The organism is Mycobacterium sp. SA01 (genome assembly GCF_041287105.1).
Lineage (GTDB): Bacteria > Actinomycetota > Actinomycetes > Mycobacteriales > Mycobacteriaceae > Mycobacterium.
In genome coordinates, this window is record NZ_JBGGNO010000019.1 from 38115 (window position 1) to 57672 (window position 19558).

Annotated in this window: 16 protein-coding genes; 9 read left to right on the forward strand and 7 right to left on the reverse strand. The window is 65.5% G+C overall.

All coding sequences use genetic code 11. From position 1 onward, the window contains the following. Positions 1-1452 carry an MCE family protein gene (locus AB4879_RS16125; protein WP_370508387.1) on the forward strand — a complete coding sequence of 484 codons (1452 nt, stop codon included), beginning with the start codon at positions 1-3 and terminating at the stop codon, positions 1450-1452. 11 nt (positions 1453-1463) lie between these two features. Here the strand turns inward: AB4879_RS16125 and AB4879_RS16130 are convergent, their stop codons facing one another. Together AB4879_RS16130 and AB4879_RS16135 are read right to left on the reverse strand one after the other, a co-directional pair. Next, the gene (locus AB4879_RS16130; protein ID WP_370508388.1) at positions 1464-2321 is read right to left on the reverse strand and encodes a PHB depolymerase family esterase; all 858 of its coding nucleotides are present in this window, start codon (positions 2319-2321) and stop codon (positions 1464-1466) included. A 36-nt stretch (positions 2322-2357) separates the two neighbouring features. Continuing rightward, positions 2358-3110, reverse strand: coding sequence for a ribonuclease T(2) (locus AB4879_RS16135; protein WP_370508389.1), 753 nt, complete (start codon positions 3108-3110; stop codon positions 2358-2360). 40 nt (positions 3111-3150) lie between these two features. Between AB4879_RS16135 and AB4879_RS16140 the strand changes: the two genes are divergently transcribed. Then, positions 3151-5259, forward strand: a complete 2109-nt coding sequence (locus tag AB4879_RS16140; RefSeq protein ID WP_370508390.1) for a hypothetical protein — start codon at positions 3151-3153, stop codon at positions 5257-5259. Beyond that, positions 5252-6586, forward strand: a complete 1335-nt coding sequence (locus AB4879_RS16145) for a hypothetical protein (RefSeq protein WP_370508391.1) — start codon at positions 5252-5254, stop codon at positions 6584-6586. The genes AB4879_RS16140 and AB4879_RS16145 overlap by 8 nt, the downstream gene beginning before the upstream one ends. Positions 6587-6766: 180 nt before the next feature. Here the strand turns inward: AB4879_RS16145 and AB4879_RS16150 are convergent, their stop codons facing one another. Further along, entirely contained in the window at positions 6767-7282 is a 516-nt protein-coding gene (locus AB4879_RS16150; protein WP_102807583.1) for a hypothetical protein, read from the reverse strand. A 180-nt stretch (positions 7283-7462) separates the two neighbouring features. Between AB4879_RS16150 and AB4879_RS16155 the strand changes: the two genes are divergently transcribed. Both AB4879_RS16155 and AB4879_RS16160 read left to right on the forward strand, forming a co-directional pair. Next, positions 7463-8854 carry a DUF4185 domain-containing protein gene (locus AB4879_RS16155; protein WP_370508392.1) on the forward strand — a complete coding sequence of 464 codons (1392 nt, stop codon included), beginning with the start codon at positions 7463-7465 and terminating at the stop codon, positions 8852-8854. A 47-nt stretch (positions 8855-8901) separates the two neighbouring features. Further along, complete coding sequence (locus tag AB4879_RS16160; protein ID WP_370508393.1) at positions 8902-9732, forward strand: ANTAR domain-containing protein; 831 nt, start codon at positions 8902-8904, stop codon at positions 9730-9732. On the opposite strand, the gene AB4879_RS16165 is transcribed toward AB4879_RS16160, so the two are convergent. Beyond that, complete coding sequence (locus AB4879_RS16165) at positions 9729-11288, reverse strand: B12-binding domain-containing radical SAM protein (RefSeq protein ID WP_370508394.1); 1560 nt, start codon at positions 11286-11288, stop codon at positions 9729-9731. The genes AB4879_RS16160 and AB4879_RS16165 overlap by 4 nt on opposite strands. A 208-nt stretch (positions 11289-11496) precedes the next feature. Between AB4879_RS16165 and AB4879_RS16170 the strand changes: the two genes are divergently transcribed. Then, positions 11497-11766, forward strand: coding sequence for a hypothetical protein (locus AB4879_RS16170; protein ID WP_370508395.1), 270 nt, complete (start codon positions 11497-11499; stop codon positions 11764-11766). 10 nt (positions 11767-11776) lie between these two features. Here the strand turns inward: AB4879_RS16170 and AB4879_RS16175 are convergent, their stop codons facing one another. The 3 genes from AB4879_RS16175 to AB4879_RS16185 form a co-directional block, all read right to left on the reverse strand. Beyond that, on the reverse strand, positions 11777-13231 hold the full coding sequence (locus AB4879_RS16175; protein WP_370508396.1) for an SDR family NAD(P)-dependent oxidoreductase: 1455 nt from the start codon (positions 13229-13231) through the stop codon (positions 11777-11779). 45 nt (positions 13232-13276) lie between these two features. Further along, complete coding sequence (locus AB4879_RS16180; protein ID WP_370508397.1) at positions 13277-14212, reverse strand: cutinase family protein; 936 nt, start codon at positions 14210-14212, stop codon at positions 13277-13279. Positions 14213-14332: 120 nt separating this feature from the next. Then, complete coding sequence (locus AB4879_RS16185) at positions 14333-14944, reverse strand: TetR/AcrR family transcriptional regulator (RefSeq protein ID WP_370508398.1); 612 nt, start codon at positions 14942-14944, stop codon at positions 14333-14335. A gap of 80 nt (positions 14945-15024) precedes the next feature. Between AB4879_RS16185 and AB4879_RS16190 the strand changes: the two genes are divergently transcribed. From AB4879_RS16190 to AB4879_RS16200, 3 genes are all read left to right on the forward strand, one after another. Beyond that, entirely contained in the window at positions 15025-15717 is a 693-nt protein-coding gene (locus AB4879_RS16190; protein ID WP_370508399.1) for a hypothetical protein, read from the forward strand. 3 nt (positions 15718-15720) lie between these two features. Further along, entirely contained in the window at positions 15721-17667 is a 1947-nt protein-coding gene (locus AB4879_RS16195; RefSeq protein WP_370508400.1) for a YhgE/Pip family protein, read from the forward strand. 97 nt (positions 17668-17764) lie between these two features. Next, on the forward strand, positions 17765-19498 hold the full coding sequence (locus AB4879_RS16200) for a putative bifunctional diguanylate cyclase/phosphodiesterase (RefSeq protein ID WP_370508401.1): 1734 nt from the start codon (positions 17765-17767) through the stop codon (positions 19496-19498). Positions 19499-19558: the final 60 nt, after the last annotated feature.

The window sequence follows — 19558 nt, forward strand, 5'->3', positions numbered from 1 at the left end:
ATGCATCTGCCCCGCAGGATGCTGATCCAGCTGGCCGTCTTCGCGGTCATCGCACTGACCGCGATCGCGGTGATGGGTCTGCACTTTCTCAAGCTGCCGGCCAAGTGGTTCGGTGTGGGCCGCTACAGCGTGACCATGCAGTTGCCGGAAACCGGCGGCCTGTACAGCACCGGCAACGTCACCTACCGGGGCGTCGAGGTCGGCCGGGTTCAATCAGTTCGATTGAGTGACAGCGGAGTTGACGCCGTCTTGTCGTTGAAGTCGGGCATCGACATTCCATCAGACCTGCGCGCCGAGGTGCACAGCCAGTCCGCCATCGGTGAACAGTACGTCGATCTGATCCCCCGCGACGGCACCGCACGGGCGCTGCGGGACGGCGATGTCATCCCCCGCGACCACACCTCCGTACCACCCGACATCAACGCGCTCCTCGACGCCGCCAACTCCGGATTGCAGGCGATCCCACGGGAGAACCTCAGAACCGCGATCGACGAGGCCTATACGGCTGTCGGCGGCCTGGGACCGCAACTATCCGACATCGTCAAGGGTTCAACCACTTTGGCGATCGACGCACGCGCAAACCTCGATCCGCTGATCGACCTCATCGACAACGCCAAGCCGGTGCTCGACTCGCAGGCGCAGACGTCGGCGGCGATTCAAGCCTGGGCCTCGCACATCGCGACGGTTACCGGGGAACTGAAATCCGACAACGATGCCGTGGCCGGCGTGATCGACCAGGGCGGCCTCGTCGCGACAAACGAACAGGCGCGCAACCTGATCGAGCGGCTCAAGCCCACATTGCCGGTCATCGTCGCCAACCTCGCCAGCATCGGTCAGGTCGCCGTGACCTATCAGAACGACATCGAACAACTGCTCGTCCTGCTGCCGCATGCGGTGTCGGAAGGTCAAGCGACTTTCATGGCCAATGCGAACACCAACCAGGCCTACCGCGGCGAATACCTGTCGTTCAACCTCAACATCAACCTTCCGCCGGCCTGCACCACCGGCTTCCTGCCCGCCCAGCAGCAGCGCATCCCGAATCTGGTCGACTACCCCGAGCGGCCGCCCGGCGACCTGTACTGCCGCACCGCGCAGGATTCGCCGTTCAATGTCCGTGGCGCGCGCAACATTCCGTGCGAGACGGTGCCGGGTAAGCGCGCGCCCACGGTCAAGCTCTGTGAGAGCGACCAGAATTATGTCCCCCTCAACGACGGCTACAACTGGAAAGGCGACCCGAACGCGACGCTGTCCGGCCAACCCGTGCCCGACGTCCCGCCCGAGAGTCCTCCGGCCGACGTCCCCCCGCCCGCGCTGGTGGCCGTCAGCGAGTACGACCCTGCGACAGGGCTGTACGTCGGACCCAACGGCCGGGAATACACCCAATCCGAACTGGCCAAGCCCGCCAAGCAGAACAGCACATGGCAGTCGATGCTGCTGCCCGGGCAGCCGTGATCAATCCGGGCTCACCCGCCGTGCGCGACGAAGAACTGCGCACTGGCCTGTGAGGCATCGAACGCGGTCTTCGGTGGCAACGGCCAGGTGTGACCCCACCCGTCGATGGTGACGAACGTGACTTCGGTGCCATCGGCGCAACCGAAGGCGACCAAGCGTTTTCCGCCATCGATCGATGTGGATGTCGCCGGTGGACAGCGGTCGAATGCCAACCACCGGTCCACCATCGTTGGCGCAGACACGACGGCGCTGGCTCCGCCGCGTCCGATCATGCGGCCACCTTTGTAGGGCACCACCTTGTCTGCGGTGCCGTGAATCGCCAGCACCGACACGGGCTTGGACGGATTGCAGTGGACGTTCACGCCGAGCGTGCTTGACACCGGGGCTATCGCGGCCACCAGATCCGCTCGCTCGCAGGCCAGCCGGTTGGCCATGAACCCGCCCGCCGACATCCCGGTGACGAAAACCCGATCGCGCGGAATGTTGAAGTCACGGGTGAGCCGGCCGATCAGCGTCGCCAGGAACCCGACGTCATCGACCCCCTGGCGGTCCGGGGCTGCCGCGCCGCGCCCATCAGCCCAACTGAAGTCGATGCCGTTGGGATAGGCGACAATCCAACCGTGTTGGTCGGCGATCGCGTCGTAATTGGTCGCGGCGGCCTGCTTGCGGCCGGTCTGGCTTCCGCCGTGCAAGTTGAGGATCAGGCCCTTGGGATGCGTCAGTCCGGTGGGCACGTGCAACACGTACGTCCGCTGTACGCCACCGAAGGTCAGCGCGCCGGGCGGATCGCCGGTGGCGTAGGCGTGCTTGGCGGGCAACGTGAACAGAAGCAGGAGGGCGACAACGAGTGCTGTCGGACGGCGGCTCACGGGTTGATTGTGCACTGGCGCAGGTCTCGGGCGACGTCAGGATACGAGCCCGTGTCGGCAACCCGCCAAGATCGTCGGCCCCTTGTCCAGCAGCTCACCCAACGACGCGTTCGACGAGCTCCGCAGGTCCGCAACCGGCGGGAGCGACAGATGCAACTCGTAGACGATCATCCCGCTCCCGGCCGCCTCGCGGCAGTTCATGCCGACCCGGTCGCCGGTGTGGGCACCGAATGCGGCGTCGAACCGGCCTCGCACCGTGCTCAGTGACACGTTGCCGCCCTCCGCATTCCGGAAAATCGGGTTGAGGACAGCCGTCACCTGTTCGGTGAGCTTCGTGGCAATGGTGAAGTAGTCGGCCGGTGGGAGCCCCGAGCAGGTGCCGTGCGCGGACCATTCGTGGGGTGCCATGACGCCGGCATCAGACATCATCGATTGAAGATCAGTCTGCACGTCCTGGGGCAGCTTCAGCTCCGCCAAGCTGGGGTTCCGGCCCCCTTTCGGCACTCCACAGAACTGCTGGGTCGGCGGTTGCGGCCAGAGGCCGTGCAGGATGAACGCCGGTCCCAATGAGCCGACATGACCGCTTCGGCAACCCGGGTTGGGTGGGTCGACCTTGCAGAGCGCAGGGCCCCACGTCACCACAAGCAGACTCGAGTTGCTGTTGGTCTCCGCGTCCCTGGACGGCTCGCGTGGACGATCGACGACGAGGACGCTGACGACCACGGCCGCGACGACCACTGCCCCCAGTGCGGCCGATATGGACAATACGGCCACGTCACCTCGCCGCATGCGGTACAGCTTGTCACGACCACGCGTCAGCGTTGACGGATTGCGGAAGGTCACGCCAGATGACGATGCCGAGATTCGCCCGACCGTGAACGACATCCATCGCTGGTTCGAGCGCACCGCCCGTGGGCACAACCGGGTGCCTTCGCTCTATGCGAGTCTCCTCACGGGCAGGGTCTTCAGGTACCTGGCGTACCGGCTGCGTTACCCGCTCGTGCTCGCCACGGTGCAATTCGCGGTCCACGTCGCGGAGTTCTTCTTGATCCTCGCCAGCCTCGGCGGCATGGCGGCGTTCACGGTCATGATGCTTCGCGCGGGCAGCCTGATCGTCGGCGGCGCGTGGTGGGGCCTTCTGGAGATCATGCGCGAGCGCCTTCGCGACTTCTCTCGGTCAGGTGAGCGTGACGCCGCCGGGTACGAGATCGGCCGTTGGCTCGTGCTCGCGGTGGCCCTCACGATCGCGATGACGATCGGTGGCGGCGTCGCGCTGCTGGTGCTGCGCCCGTCGGGCAACGATCCCGTCGCGCACCTGTACGCCTTTCTGGTCGTCGTCGAACTCGCAGCCAATTTTCCGGTTCGGGTTCTGCATTCCGGTGTGTACGCGACCCGGCGCGTCTACCGACCGCGTTGGTCGATATTCCTTTCCCCCGCAGTGCAACTTGCGGTGATCACCGGGGGGTTTTACTTCTATCCCACAATTGCCATCATCATTGCGATCGTCGCGTCGAACGCCATCGCCATCGCGATCACGATTCATTACTCCGTGGAGACCTACCGGCTGATCGGCCTGCGGCCGCGGCTACCGTCGCCCCGCCGTCCACTCAGCCGGCTGCTGCCGAAAATTCCACCCTGGCTTGGTATCCAGACCACGGTGTCGGGTCTCGGCCTGCGGCTGGATGCCGTGTTGGTTCTCGCGATCGTCGGCATCTATGGCACCAACACCCGCTCGTTCGAACTCACCGCCGCCGTGGCGTCGTGGCGCCACGTGGATACCTTCCGATTCTTCTATCTGGTGCTACCGCTGTTTCGCGGCTCGTACGAGTCTGCCGGTATCTTCTATTTCGACTTCGTACGGCTGCGCAGCGTGTCGGCTCTGCACGAATTGCGGCGGGTGTTCTTTCACCGCCTGCTGTGTGTGGCGCCGCTTGCCTCGCTGTACTTCTGGGCGCTGGGCGCGGCCCTCGGAATGCTTGTGCTGAAAGATGTTCCGCTGACGTTCCTGCTTGCACTGGTACCGCTGTTCGTGGTGCGCAGCGTCATCGGGATCTACCAGATCCGGCTGTTCGCCGAAGGCCGGTTCGGTATCCACCTCATCACCATGCTGTTTCTGGTCGTGCTCTTGTGGCTGGTCTGGATCAAGCCGAATCCCGCCTCCGACCTCATCCAGATCACGGCCGCGATGATCCTGCAGCTGATCCTTCTGATCAACCTGCAACACCTGCGCGATCGTCGTTACCCGCCGTTGCCGACCGTGCTGAGCGTCGGCGACTGGCTACGCCGCCTGGCCCGGGAGCCGGCCGCGGTGCGGGTCGGCGACGTCACAATTCCGAGATCGACGACGGCGAAGCAACGCTCTGCCGCGTTGACGCTGATTCGCCAATCATTCGATGGCACCGGGCATGTGGCGTTCGGTTCCCCGACGAAAATCATGTATTACCAACGTGTGCAGGAGGATACGGTCGACGCCTCACCGCACCTCGTGTTGCAAACCGTCAGCGGCGGCGTGGTGACCCGGGGCAGCTCGTCGCAACAGCCGATTGCCGACGGATGCGAGGCGTTCCGGTTGTGGCGGTCGTCCAGCGCACGTGGCTCTGCCCCAATTGATTTGACTGACCTGGTGCGTGCGTTTCATTCGCTCTTCCGGGCTGGGATCGCCCTGGATCTGCAAACCATGGACGGAACACGCGATATGCGGGGTCTGGACCAGAACTTCCTGGTGGCAGCCGTGCCCGCCGTGGCGCGCAGTGTCGATGAGGGATCCACCCTGGTGGTGGTGTGTGATCGCCGGCTCGCCCCCATCTACCGACACGGAACACTTCGGATGCTGCTGGTATGTCCGCCCGACCCAGAGCGCGAAAAACTGAAGAGCTTGGTCACGCTCATCCGGGAGTGGGAAATCGGCCAGGCCGCAAGGGGTGTCCCCGATGGCTGATCCGATCGACATCGACCGGCTGCTGGTCGATCCAAAGACCTACGAAGACACCATCCTTCGGATCTTCTCGAAGAAGAGACAGCGTGGACTGACGTTCGGTCAGCTCAGCGACAGCGACCTGACGTACTTCGACACCGCCATCAATCGCCGGTCCCTTGCCCGCGCGATCGCGCACAGCGTGGCCAGCGATCAGTATCAGCCACTGCCGGTTGATCTGTGGATCTTGGACAGCAACGGCAAGCGCCGCGCCGCGCACATGCCCGCTTTCACCGACCACGTCGTAGGATCGGCGCTGTTCCAACTCATCTCGCACAACGCGTGCTGCTTCGGCTTGCCCGGTGTCTACTCGTACCTGCCCGGTGTGACCAATGTCGGCGCAATGCGTGCCCTCGCCGAATTCGTTCGCGCTCATCGCGCACGGGTCGGGCCCCAAGGCCCTCCGCTGTATGTTCTGCAATCCGATTTCGAACATTACGGCGACAATCTGCCGGTCGGCCCGGACGCCGCGCTGTGGCCGATTCTGCGTGAGGTGGTCTCGCTGGGCAGCCCGACCGGCGCGGTGTCAACCCGGGTCTGGAACCTCATCACAGGGCTGACGCGGCCCGTCGTGCGGGACGGGGACGGCGCACAATTCAGCCGGTTGCGCGGTGTGGCCATGGGCACTCCGCTTGTCCCGATTCTGGCTGACCTCGCCGTGGTGCCCATGGACAAAGCGATTTTGGCCATCGACGGCATCTTCTACGCCCGTTACAACGACGATTTCTTGATCGCTCACTCGGATCTGTCCGCGCTGCACGAGGCCGATATGCGCATCGACGCGCTGCTGGGCGAGTTGGGCGTCAAACGCAAACTCGGCAAGGAACTCCGGACCGCGCTGAGCGCGACCGGCCGACCGTCGGCGGAGGATCCCGCCTACCTCGGCCGCGGGCGCATCGATTCGTTGGGCCTCTCGGTCGGCTACGACGGCAGCATGGCGGTGGCACCACATCGGCTGCGCCGCTTCGTCGGCCGCGTCGCCGCACGGCTCGACGGAGTGGCGGCCGCCTTGGGTCCGTTGTCCGTTCAGGACCGGGCACACCAGCTGGTGATGGCGACGAACGTGATGCTCGACGTCACGAATCCCTTTGCAGTGCCGGGCTTGTCGTCGTTGTTGGATACCACCACAGATCGCAACACGTTGAAGGACCTCGACTTCCGGATTGCGCGCAAAATCGTCCAGTGCGCAACCGGGCGGCCGGGGGTCCGCGGCTTTCGCCTCGTGCCTCCCGCGATGTTGCGTGGCGAGCTTGGTTTGGTGTCACTCGTGAGGCTGCGCAACCTGCGCTGATCGCAGCTGGCGGGCAGCCACGAAGGCTCTTGCGGGCATCACGGAATTGCGATTCAATCCTCGGTGAGGACGCGGATCCCGCCAGGTGCGGACTTTTCGAAGGACCACAGAGGCTGTGGCTTTCAGTCCTTCATTTTTTCGTTTTCCCCCGCGTCCTCGCCTGCCCGCCGGACGCCGACGCTAGCGGTCGCCGCGGCTGCAATTGGGGCTCGCGGGCTTGGTCGGCCACGCGCAGACGTCGAGGTAGGTGTTGGTGCTGTAGCCGCCACCGTCGAACACGCCGTAGGCGCCCCCATTGGTTCCGGTATAGGTGGCGCCACCCCCGCCCTGGCCACCTGAGGTGACCATGGTGGTCACTGTCCAGCCCTTCTCTTCCAGCGCTGCCTTGTAGGCCGTCATGACATCGGTGGGCGACCCGGTGACCTGAAAGTACAGGTGGATTCCACCGTCGGCGATGTTGTCCGGCCCCTTGGTCGTCTGGCTGTTCGCCGGCGTCGGCACCAACGAGGGCAGCTTGTCGGCGGCCACCGGCGCCGCATCCGCCGTCGTCGTCGCATTCGCCGTCGTACTCGCCGTCGTCGCCGTCGAACTCGCGGAAGCCGGTGCCTTGCTGCCGGAGTCGGAGTTGCCACAGGCGGTACCGGTCAGTGCTACCGCTACGGCAACGGCTGCCGCCGCAGAGAATCCACGTCTCATCTGTGCCTCCTGTGTCGGGCGAATCATGCGCACAGTAACCCACCGAGGACCCCCTTGGTTGCGACACGGTCACGGATGCGTACCTATCGCTGCAGCGCCGGTCGCAAACGACACACGGGTCCCTATCGTCACAAAGGTCAACAGACGTCACAGCGACGTCCCGCCTCCGAAAGGTGAGTCGTGTCGCCGCGCCCCCGCATTCCCTCGCTGTCGCTGGCCTCGACGCTGGTCGTCGGCCTCTGCGCGGCCACCGGAGTCGCACCGCCCGCGGCCGCCGATCCGTGCGAGGGCGCATCCGCGGCAGCCCAGCCCGCCGCCAACCAGGCCTTTCAGATTCCGCAGCCGTCAGCGATAGCGCCGTTCGATCGCCCGATCGGTCACAAACCGGTCGGCGCCAACGACCAGGCGCCGCTGCCGACATTGGGCAAGATGCTCATCAACGCGTTGATGCCCAACGCGGGACAGGTGCAGAAGCAGGCCGCAGTCGTACCGACACCGAAACCTGCTCCCGCCCAACCCCAACCGGCTCCCGCGGTTGCGCAACCGGCGCCGTCGACCGCACCCCCGGGCACCTCGGTGGTCGGCTGGGTGACCGGACCCGACAGCCCGAACCAGACTGTTCAGAAATTCGCGATCACCGGCACCGATCTCGGAATCATGTGGGACAACGGCGATCCCAGCCATCGTCAAGTCCTGTTGGCGTTCGGCGACACCAACGGTTTCTGCATGATTCCCGGCAAGCAGTGGCGCTACAACACGCTGATGCGCAGTACCGACGGATCGCTGGCCAACACCGTCGCGGTTCCCGACGGTGTCGTCGGCAACAAGTACTCGGGGTCGCCGGTGTGGCGACCCGGCATCGCCAAGCAGGTCATCAACAGCATCAACGGTGCGCCGCAGGAGACGGGAATCATCCCGACCTCCGGCGTCGCCGTCGGGCCCAACCAGTTCTTGAACTTCATGTCCATCCGGAGCTGGGACAACTACGGCGCATGGACCACGAACTACTCGGCGATCGCGACCTCGACCGACAACGGCGAGACGTGGGGCGTGTACCCGGGCACTGTCCGCCAGCCGTCCAACGGCAACGAGAAATTCCAGATGGGTGCGTTCCTCAAACCCGGCCCCGGCGATCCGTACATCTATTCGTTCGGCACACCCAACGGGCGAAGCGGATCGGCGTACGTGTCGCGGGTGTCCCCTGGGTTGATCCCGGACCTGACGAAGTACGAGTACTGGAATGCCGACAGCAACACCTGGGTCGCGGGCAGCCCGGCGGCGGCCACCCCGGTGATCCCCGGACCGGTCGGCGAGATGTCGGCCCAATTCAACAATTACTTGAAGCAGTACCTGGTGCTGTACTGCAACGGGAACAACGACGTGGTCATGCGGACCGCGCCGGCACCGCAGGGGCCGTGGGGGCCCGAACAGATGCTGGTGTCGTCGATGCAGATCCCCGGCGGCATCTATGCGCCGTTCCTGCATCCCTGGTCGACGGGCCGCGAGCTGTACTACAACCTCTCGCTGTGGTCGGCCTACAACGTGATGCTGATGCACACGGTGCTGCCCTAGATAGCCCTTACAGCAACCGGAAGTCCCGAAGGTGGGACACTCACCCCATGGAGCACAGCGACCCGCGCGTCGAGGACTCCATCCCGGCCGAGCCGCTGGATGGAACCGACGCTGAGCAGGCGGCCGAGGTTGTCATCGAGGCCGCCACCCGCAACGCCATGTCGGCCGCCCAGCTGGGGCGCATGCTGGTAGACGCCGGTCGCAGCGTCAATGACGAGGACGAGCTGCTGTCGCTGCTGCAGCGCGTCGCCCCGATCGCGCAGGAAGCCATCCAGGGTGCCGATTGCACGGGGATCACAATCGACCTGGGCGGGCTGACCTACACCGCGGTGCACACCGACGAGCGCACCCTGCGAATCGACACCGAGCAGTACGACGCCGGCGAAGGCCCCTGCCTGCATGCCTCACGCACCCGCACCACCGTGCAGCTGGATTCCGAAGAGGCGATGGCCGCGTGGCCGCGCTTCGCGAACGCCGCCCGCGAGGAGGGCATCCACAGCTTCCTGGCGGCACCGCTGTTCACCGACGACCTGACGCTGGGCTCGTTCAACCTGTACGGCAGGGCGTTTCACGCTTTCGACGGCCTCGACGCCGAGATCCTCGACCTGCTGACCAAGGCGGTGTCTCGGGCGATCGGCGACTTCGCCCGCTACAAAACCGCCCGCGACACCGCGGAGTCGATCCAGCGGGTGCTGCAGAGCCGGGCACCGATCGAGCAGGCCAAGGGCGTACTGATGGCCATGCACGGCATCGACTCCGACGCGGCCTTCGACGTGTTGCGCAAGCAGAGCCAGCAGACGAACGTGCCCGTCCGGGTGTTGGCCGTCCAGTTCCTGGAGCAGATCGCCGGCAGCAACGGCCAGCAGCCCCAGAACTAGAACGTATTGACCAGCGTCCGGCGCTCGGACATCTCCCGCGACATCGTGTAGTGGTGGTAGTGCGTCGCGCACTTGACCACGCTGACGAACAAGACACCGGGGTTCGGGCGGCTGCGGAGCATCTTCCACATCCGGCGTCGGTAGATGTGGCGTAGCTGCGCGTCGGGAACGTTCTTCATCAGCAGCAGGAACAGTCCGAATGCCCGTGCGGCGTCGAAGAGCTGGGCCTGCCTGCGCCGCCAGGGATGTTTGCGCAGGTACTCATTGCGAGCCCGTCCGAAGTCGAATTCCCTTGTCAGATAGAGGCTTTCAAGCCGATCGAAGTAGAAGTCTGGATCATAGAGCTCGCGCATCAGACCGATGTAGCCGTCGCGCAACTCGTCTCGGCTCATGTTGAGCGGTATGACGTTGGTGCCGAAGGTCTGCTCGTCGTCGAGGTCGAGGCGGCCCTCACCCTTCAGCCGCGCGTGCAGCGGCGTCTTGGGGATCGCGGCGAGCATGCCCACCATGGCGTGCATGATGTCGGTCTGGCCGATGAAGTCGGCCTGCTCCTTGAAGATTCGGGTGTCGTCGTTGTCGAAGCCGACGATCATTCCGCACCAGACTTCCAGCCCGGCGTCTTGCACCTTGCGGACGCGATCGACGATCGTGCCGCCCTTCTTCACGTTCTGATACTTCTTGGCCTCTTTCAGCGAATCCTCGTTGGGGCTCTCGATCCCGATGAACACCACCGTCACGTTGGCGGCGACCATCAACTCCATCAGCTCGTCGTCTTCGGCCAGGTTCAGCGACGCTTCGGTGAAGAACTGCAACGGATAGCCTTCACGCTCCTGCCAGGCGTGGACGTCCTGCAGCAGTACCTTCACGGCGGCCTTGTTGCCGATCAGGTTGTCGTCGACGATGAAGCCGATCGACAGTCCGGCCGCGCGCATCGCTTCCAGTTCGGCGATCACCTGGGCGCTGGTCTTGAGCCGCGGCTTGCGGCCGAAGGTGACGATGATGTCGCAGAATTCGCATTGGAACGGACATCCCCGGCTGAACTGGACACTGCCGAACACATAGTTCTTGGTCTTCAGCAGGTCATAGCGCGGCACCGGCACAGTCGTCATGTCGGTGCGCTCGGCCTGCTCGTAGCGGTACTGATGCCGGCCGTGCTTCCAGTCCTCGAGGAATTGCGGCCACGTGGTCTCGGCCTCGCCGACGAAGATCGCGTCGGCCAGACCGTCGAAGTAGTCCTCCTGGACGCTGACCCACGGGCCGCCGACGACGACGAACACGCCGCGGGCTTTGAGCTCGTTGATGATCTCCAGCATCCGCCGGCGTTGCACGATCATGCCGGTGAGCCCGACGATGTCGGCCTGCGCCAGCGTGTCGTAGTCGATCTCCTCGACGTTCTCGTCGACGAGCGTGACGTGATGCTCAGGCGGCGTCAGGGCAGCCAACAGCGGCAGGCAGGCGGTCGGGACATTGCACTTCTTGCCGAGCAGCGGCAGTGCGTGTTCCAAGCCCCAGTAGGACACCTCGAAACGCGGGTTGACGAGGACAATGTTGGCCATATCGTCTGCTCCGAATCGGACTCGTAGACGGTGTCGGCGCTGCTTGCCAAGCCGGAGCCTAGCCAAGACGGCCTGACCGAACGAGCCATTCACACATAGTCTCCGACGGAACTCGGATCCGAGTTCCTAACCAATTGACGGTAACGCTAGGTATTCGGTTCGGTCACGACCTTCTCCACACCCATGCGGATGTGGCACAAACGATGGTGTGATCGTTCCCGTGGACGCGGTTGGGCTGATGATCGTGGTGGTCTTGACGACCGCCGCGCTCGCCGCGGTCTGCGGTTACGTCGCCGGGCTGCGGCGCGAGGCCAACCGGGGCAGCCGGGGGTATTTCGTCCTGGGCGTCCTCGCCGGGTTCCTGGGTCGCTCGGTGGTGCGCCGGCGACTGCGGCAGCTTCCGCTGTTCGAGAACCCGGTCACGATCGCGGCGTTGCACCTTCGGCGCAGGCTGAGCCGTACCGGTATCGCCCGTTAGCGGGTAGGTGTCACCAGTCGCTGGGCGCGTAATTCTTCACGAAACAGCCGTGCAGATCTTCGCCCGACTCGCCCCGGACGATCGGGTCGTACACCCGGGCGGCGCCGTCGACGAGGTCGAGCGGCGCATGGAATCCCTCGTCGGCAAGCCGCAGCTTGGTCGGGTGCGGTCGCTCGTCGGTGATCCAGCCCGTATCGACGGCGGTCATGAGAATGCCGTCCTGCTCCAGCATTTCACCGGCGCTGGTGCGGGTGAGCATGTTCAGAGCGGCCTTCGCCATGTTGGTGTGCGGATGCCCGGGACCCTTGTACGCGCGGCTGAACTGCCCCTCCATCGCCGACACGTTCACGACATATTTCCGGCGGGCCGGTGACGACGCCAGCGCCCGACGCAGCCGGCTCACCAGAATGAACGGCGCAGTCTGGTTGCACAACTGAACCTCGAGCAGTTCCATCGCGTCGACTTCGTGCACGCGCTGCGTCCAACTATTGATGGCCGCGGTGTCGGGCAGCAGGCCACCGGCGTCGATAGCGGTGCCTGCCGCGATCCGCTCGGGCGACGCACTGCGCGCGGTGAGCGCGAGTTCGGTGACCGGAGGGCAGGAGCGAAGCGACCCGGGAATTGATGGAGCATGCGGGCTCTGATGGTCGGCGAGACTGCCGGCGAGCGCGGCGGGGTGGGCGTCGCTCACCCGGTCGAAAGTGACCACGTCGACGAGTTCGGGCGCCGAGGCCCGCTCCGCCTCGACGAGTGCCGCATACGAGCCGGGGGCTCGGCGCACCGTCTGGGCGGCGTTGTTGATCAGGATGTCCAGCGGACCCTGCGCGGCCACGCTGTCCGCGAGCGCCACGACCTGAGCCGGGTCGCGCAGGTCGATGCCGACGATGCGCAGCCGGTCGATCCAGTCGGCGCTGTCGGGCATCGCGACGAATCGGCGCACGGCGTCGTTGGGAAACCGGGTGGTGATCGTGGTGTGAGCCCCGTCGCGCAGTAGCCGCAAGGCGATGTACATGCCGATCTTGGCCCGCCCGCCGGTGAGCAGTGCGCGTCGGCCGGTGAGGTCGGTGCGGGCGTCGCGCTTGGCGCGGTTGAGCGCCGCGCACTCCGGGCAGAGTTGGTGATAGAAGGCGTCGACGACGGTGTGGTGGGTCTTGCAGATGTAGCAGGCCCGAGACCGGAGCAACGTGCCCGCCGAGGCCCCTGCCGCCGTTGACACCAACGGCAGGCCGGCCGTCTCGTCGTCGATCCGGCCGGGCGCACCGGTCGCGGTAGCGGCGATGACAGCCCGGTCGGCCGCGGCGACCTCGTCGCGCTTGGCCTTGCGGCGGGCCTTCCTGACCGACTTGAAGATGCCCGCGGTGGCCCGACGGACGGCAACGGCATCGGGGTGCTCGGGCGGCAGCGACTCGACGTCGGCCAACACCTGCAGGCAGGTATTGAGCTTGTCGGGGTCAATCGCGTTCACGGTGGAAGAGTACGGCGCTATTCGCGCACGTCGTGAATCGAGGAGTTACACGAATCCCGTGCCGGACGACGGCGCGCTGGGCGCGACCGTTGGCGGGCTGATCGTGGGTGACTGCGACGGATTGCTCGGCACCTCCGCGGGATAACGAGGCAGTGGCCCGGGCAGCGAGGCCGAGGGCCCCGATCCGGGCAGCGGCGCGTACATCGAGTCCGGCCCGTAGGGCGACGTCGGGCCATATCCGGGCGCGCTGCCGTAACCCGGCATGTGCTGACTGATCCCGGCGAGCAACTTGGCCGCGACGAACGAGGCCGCCTGGTTGGTGTAGCCGGGGACGTAGCCCTCGGTGTGGCCGCTCCACTCGTTGCCCGGGCCCGCGTGGCAGATCGGGTCAGCCGGATTACACAGATCGATGGCTTTGGCGCCGAGCAGCGCGCTCGTGGTGGGCAGCGCTTGATTCGTGCGGGTCGCCACATTGCCGAAGGTCGCGACGGCGACGACGTTCTTGACGTACTCCGGCGGCAGCGAGCTCCCCCAGGGGATGCCGCCCACCGGAACGCCGGCCACGATGTCGATCACGCTGGCGCCTTGCGAGTATCCGCCGAGGACGATCTTGGTGTCCGGGCAGGACGACACCGTCGATTTGATGTGTGAGATCACGTCGTTGGCGCCGTCGCCGCCGTGCAGCTGCAGCTTGGTGGCCTTGTAGTTGACCGCGTAGGTGTCGATGTTCAGGCTGGGCGCCTGCTTGCGCAGCGCGTCGACAAGGGCGTCGCCGACCCGGCCCATCCCGGCGGGCTCGTCGGTGCCGCGGGCGAAGACGACCTCGGCGTCAGGACAGTCGGCAGCGGACGCCAGCGGTGGCGCGACAGGACCGACGAGCAGTGCGCTCGTGACGAACAATGGCGAAGCAACCAGCCCGACCCAGCGACCGGCTGACCGGTCGCTCCCCACCGGGTGCCCACGCGTGCAGCGAATAGGCATGCTTCAATCTAACCCCTCCGCCAGCCTGATGAGCTGCGAGGGTGCCGCGGTCATGCGTTGATGAGATATTGACAGCAAAGAAAATACAGAGGAAATTGCGGCTTGAGCTGGGCGCCCTCGTCAGGCCGACAGTCCTTCCACCACGGCCAGCGCGGTCAGGTAGCGGACTTCTTCGGTGGCGGCACGGTCGCTGAGGAACTGGCCGGACGCGCCGGCCTGGGCGGCCATCAGCGCACGAGTGAAAGCCTCCGGAGTGACGGTCATGGTCCGGCCGGTCTTGGCGATCAGCGCGACGAAGATCCCTTGCAGGCCTTCACGGAAGCGTTCGACCTGTGCGTCCAGGGCGTGGGCGATCTCTGGCTGGTGGGCAGCACGAGCCACCAGCGCGGCATGCAGGGCGATGCGCGGTTGATCGGCGACGCCCGCCTTCAGCAATTGGCGCACCACACGGTCGGTTTCGAGAACGCCCTCGGTTCGCAGCAGGGGCGCGGCCGTACTCCGCAGCCGCTCCACGAGCGCGTCGTTCTGGTGCTCGTACACCTCGAAGAGCAGAGCCTCCATGTCGTCATAGCTGGAGTAGAAGGCCCCACGGGTGTAGCCGGCGGCCCGGCACACCTCCTCGACGCTGAACCAGGTCCGGCCGCTGTCCCGGATGAGTTCGTCGGTGGCCTCGATCAAACGGGCCCGGGTGTTCGTGCGCCGCCGGGTTGTCCGCGCCTCTGTGACCTTCACCGCAAATCGTCCTTCAGACTCGATACATTCCGTATTGGATGCATATCGTATTGAATCATGTACACATCCAGGAGGCAACCATGAGCCGACCCACCGCGGTCCCTCCTCAGCTGGTTCTTCCCGAGGGCGAGGCGATCATCGTGTCGCGCGGATTGACGGTCGACGGTGAGCACAGCCCGCTGTTCAGCGATGTCGACATGGACCTCGGCCCCGGCCTGCACGCGGTGCACATGCCCGGCGGCCACAGCCAGAAGGCACTGCTGCTCACCTTGGCCGGCCGGCTCAAACCGAGCGCAGGCACTGTCGCCGTGTTCGGTGAGACCGCGCCGCGGGCGATCCGCAAGCACTGCGCGATCGCGGCCTTCGGCGACATCGACGATCTGGACGAGGCCGTGACCGTGGGAACGGTCGTGACCGAGCAGCGCCGGTGGCTCGCTCCCCTGTTCCGGCGGTCGAGTGCCGATGCCGACCGAGATGTACTGGCTTTGGCGTTCGGCGACATCGAACGCCCGAAACCGACCGACTACATCGGGGACCTGGGCGACTTGGAGACGTTCCTGCTGCAGATCGCCCTGGCGCTGTGCTCGGACCGACCGGTGCTGGTGGTCGGTGACCTCGAACAGGTCCGCGACAACGGACGACGGGCGCAGGCGGTGCAACGTCTTGGCGCCATCGCCGCCGACCGTCTGGTCGTTGTGGGCGTGACGAATTCGCTCGGCGAGCAAGCACCCGAGCATGACGTACACATCCCGAACATCGCGGGAAAGGACTAGGAGATGGTGGGCGGACTTGCCCTGGGGTCGGAGATCAAACGCTTCGCCCGCAATCGGATGACACGGATCGCCGTCGTCGTCCTGATGCTGATGCCGCTGACCTACGGCGCACTCTATCTGTGGGCGTACTCCGATCCGTTCGGCCACGTGAACAAAATGCCTGTGGCACTGGTCAATTCGGACCGCGGAACCACGGTGTCCGGAGAGCCGATGAACGTCGGTTCCCAGATCGCCGACAGCCTCACCGACGACGCAAGCCTGGACTGGCACCTGGTCGACGATGCCGAGGCACGCGACGGGGTGGCGCACGGCAAGTACTACTTCATGCTGGAACTGCCGCCGGACTTCAGTGCGGCCATCGCCTCGCCCACCACTGGCAATCCCCGCAAGGCGCAACTGATCGCCGAATACAACGACGCCAACAACTACATCTCGTCGAGCATCGGCCACACCGCGTTGGAGCAGGTGCTCAACGCCGTATCGAGCAGGATCTCCGGGCAGGCGGTCAACCAGGTGCTGTCAGTGATCACCACCTCGGGGGCCGGCATCAAACAGGCGGCCGACGGCGCGCGTCAGCTCTCTGACGGAGCGGCCCAACTGGACACCGGCGCAGGCCAGTTGGCGAGCGGCCTCGATACCGCCCGTAGCGGGTCCGCAGAGCTGGCGGCCGGCTCGCGCACGCTTTCCGACGGCATCAACACCGCCACCGATCCGCTGCTGAAGATCACCAACCTGTTGGCGCAGATCGGCACTCAGAGCGATCAGGTCAACGGCCAGGTGCAGGACAGCTCGTCAGCACTGACGGATGCGTCCAACGAGCTCGACACCATCGCCGGGGCGCAAGACACTGCCGCCCAGTCGCTTACCTCGATCATCGACAACCTGTCCGCCAACCAGGATCCGGTGTCGGTGATTGCCACCGCGAAACTGCGGGACACCCGCGATCAACTGCTGGCCCACCAGCGGACCGCGGACATCCAGGCGAAGCTCGACAAGGCACGTGCGGCCGCCAACGGGGGCGGTCCCGTCGGTTCCGCGCTCACCGATATCTCGACCAAGGGCAAGGAGTTGAGCGACAAGCTCAACCAGCTGCGCGACGGCGCCCAGCAGGTGGCGTCGGGCAACGCGCAGCTCAACGCAGGCATCGTCAAACTCGACGACGGTGCCCGGCAGCTGAAATCCGGTACAGCGCAGTTGAGTTCCGGGGCCAATGAGCTGGCGACCAAGCTCTCCGAGGGCGCGCAGAAGGTTCCCGACTGGAGTCCCCAGCAGAAGGACGCCATCGCCGACACGATCGGCGGTCCGGTTCAGCTGACCAGTTCACACGAGAATTCGGCGCCCAACTTCGCCACCGGGATGGCGCCGTTCTTCCTCACGCTCGCGCTGTTCTTCGGCGCGATGCTGTTGTGGATGGCGTTCCGCCCGTTGCAGAACCGCGCGATCGCCGCGGAGATCAGTCCGCTCCGCGTGACGCTGGCCAGCTACCTGCCGGCCGTCTTGATCGGAATCCCCCAGGCGGTGATCCTGTACTGCGTCGTGCATTTCGCGCTGCGTGTACACGCCGAACATCCGGTGGCCATGCTGGGCTTCATGATGCTCGCGTCGTGCTCCTTCATCGCGGTGGCGCAGGCGATCAGCGCGCTGCTCGGCCCGGTGTTGGGCAAGGTGTTGCTGATGACGCTGCTGATGCTGCAACTGGTCAGCGCCGGCGGGCTCTATCCCGTCGAGACCACCACCAAGCCGTTCCAGGCTTTCCACCGGCTCGACCCGATGACCTACGGCGTCAACGGACTACGCCAGTTGATCCTCGGCGGCATCGACGGCAGGCTATGGCAGTCGTTGATCTTCATGGCGGGCCTGTGGTTGGGATCGATTCTGCTGACCTCGCTGGCGGCACGTCGCAACCAGTTGTGGAATCTGACCCGGCTGGTGCCGAGCTTCAAGATGTAGTCAACAAAGTTGGCCAGGCCAAACCCTTTCCGTCTTCAAGTTCGACACGTCGGATGCCCGTATGGGTACGTCGGTTCACGTAACATTCTCGGCCGTGATGGGTAATACGGACCCAGCCACCCTGCTGACCATCATCAGAGTCCAGGATGCGATCAACGACGCCGACCTGAGCGGCCGCGCCGTGATGCAGATCGTGGTGGACCAAGCACGCCAAGCCACCGACGCCCCCGGCGCCGTGATCGAACTCGCCGACGGCGACGACATGGTCTACACGGTCACCTCGGGTTCCCTGTGCGGCACCGAAGGCCTGCGACTGGCCCGGTACGGCAGCTTGTCGGGTGAGGCGACACGCCTGGGCAAGGCCCTGATCTCCGGCGACACCGAAACTGATACCCGAGTCGATACCGGAGCGTGCCGGCGCGTGGGCGCGCGATCCATGATCGTGGTACCGCTGATCGCCGAAGACCGTGTCCAAGGCGTGCTCAAGGTTATTTCCGGCCAGCCCAACGCCTTCGGTGACGCCACCATGAGCTTGCTCGAGCAGTTGGCGCATTTCATCGGCCGGGCGCTACAGCGAGCGGCATTCATCGACGAGAAGACCCGCGAGTTGGCCAGCGACTCGCTGACTGGGCTGGCCAACCGCGCAGCATTCCTGGCTGCTTTGAACGACTGGATCGCCTCAGCTGCAGCAAGCGCCCACACCGTGGCGGTTGTGCTGTATGCCGGTTTGGACGGGTTGACGCAGATCAATCACGCATTCGGGCAAGCCGCTGGCGATGAGGTGCTCCGGGAAGTCGGTCGCCGTGTCTCGAGCACCTGCCCGCCCCAGGGCCTTGCGGCACGGCTAGGCGGTGTCGAGTTCGCCGCGTTGTTGGCTTCGTCGCCTCCCGCTGAACCGCGGACCTTGTGCGAACGCCTTGCCGCCGAGTTAAAGAAGCCTGTCGGCACCAGCGCGGGGAGTGTCACGGTCGGCGCGAACTGCGGATCGGCAACCGTTCGCGGTGGCGACCTGGCCGAGGCGGTCATCGTGCGGGCCGACGCGGCGATGCACGCCGCCAAACGCGGCACAGACGCCGCGCTGACCGGAACCGCATCGCGGGACCGCCGGGAGTTCGAGAACCTCTTGTCGCGTGCCATCACCGAGGGGCGCCTGGTCGCCTACGCCCAGCCGATCGTGGATGCCCGCACGGGCCAGGTGGTCGAGGAGGAACTGCTAGTCCGGATGATTGCAGCCGACGGTCACGCGATGGTGCCTGATGAATTCCTGCCACAGGCCCGACAGTTCGGCTTGATGCCGACCATCGATCAATTCATGGTGGCGCAGGGTATCGAGTGCGCGAAGGCGGGTCGTCCCGTCGCGGTGAACATTTCGAGCGCCTCGATCAACGACACGGCGACAAGTTCGGCGATCCTGGAGCACCTACGCCAAGCAGGGGACGCCGCGCGCCGAGTGTCCTTCGAGATCACCGAACACGCGGCCCTGGCCTCGACGGATCTGGCCGAGCGATTCTCCGACGAGATGGGGGCGATGGGCTGTCGACTGGCGCTCGACGACTTCGGAACCGGGTTCGGGTCGCTCACCGAATTGCGCGGAATGATGTTGTCCAAGTTGAAGATCGACAAGAGCTTTGTCTCCGGCATGCTGCGCAACGTGCAGGATGAATTGGTCATCCGGGCGATCGTGGCCGTCGCCAGGGAATTCGGGTTACTCACTGTCGCAGAGGGCGTGGAAGACGCGAAGACCCGAAACCGCCTGGTCGAACTCGGGATCGATCAGCTGCAGGGGTACCTCCTCGGGCGCCCGGAGCCGGTCCTGGCGACACCTCGGTAACGCACTTGGCCACCCGCGACACGGTCCGGGTCCTGCCGACGTGCCGTAGCGCAAAATTCG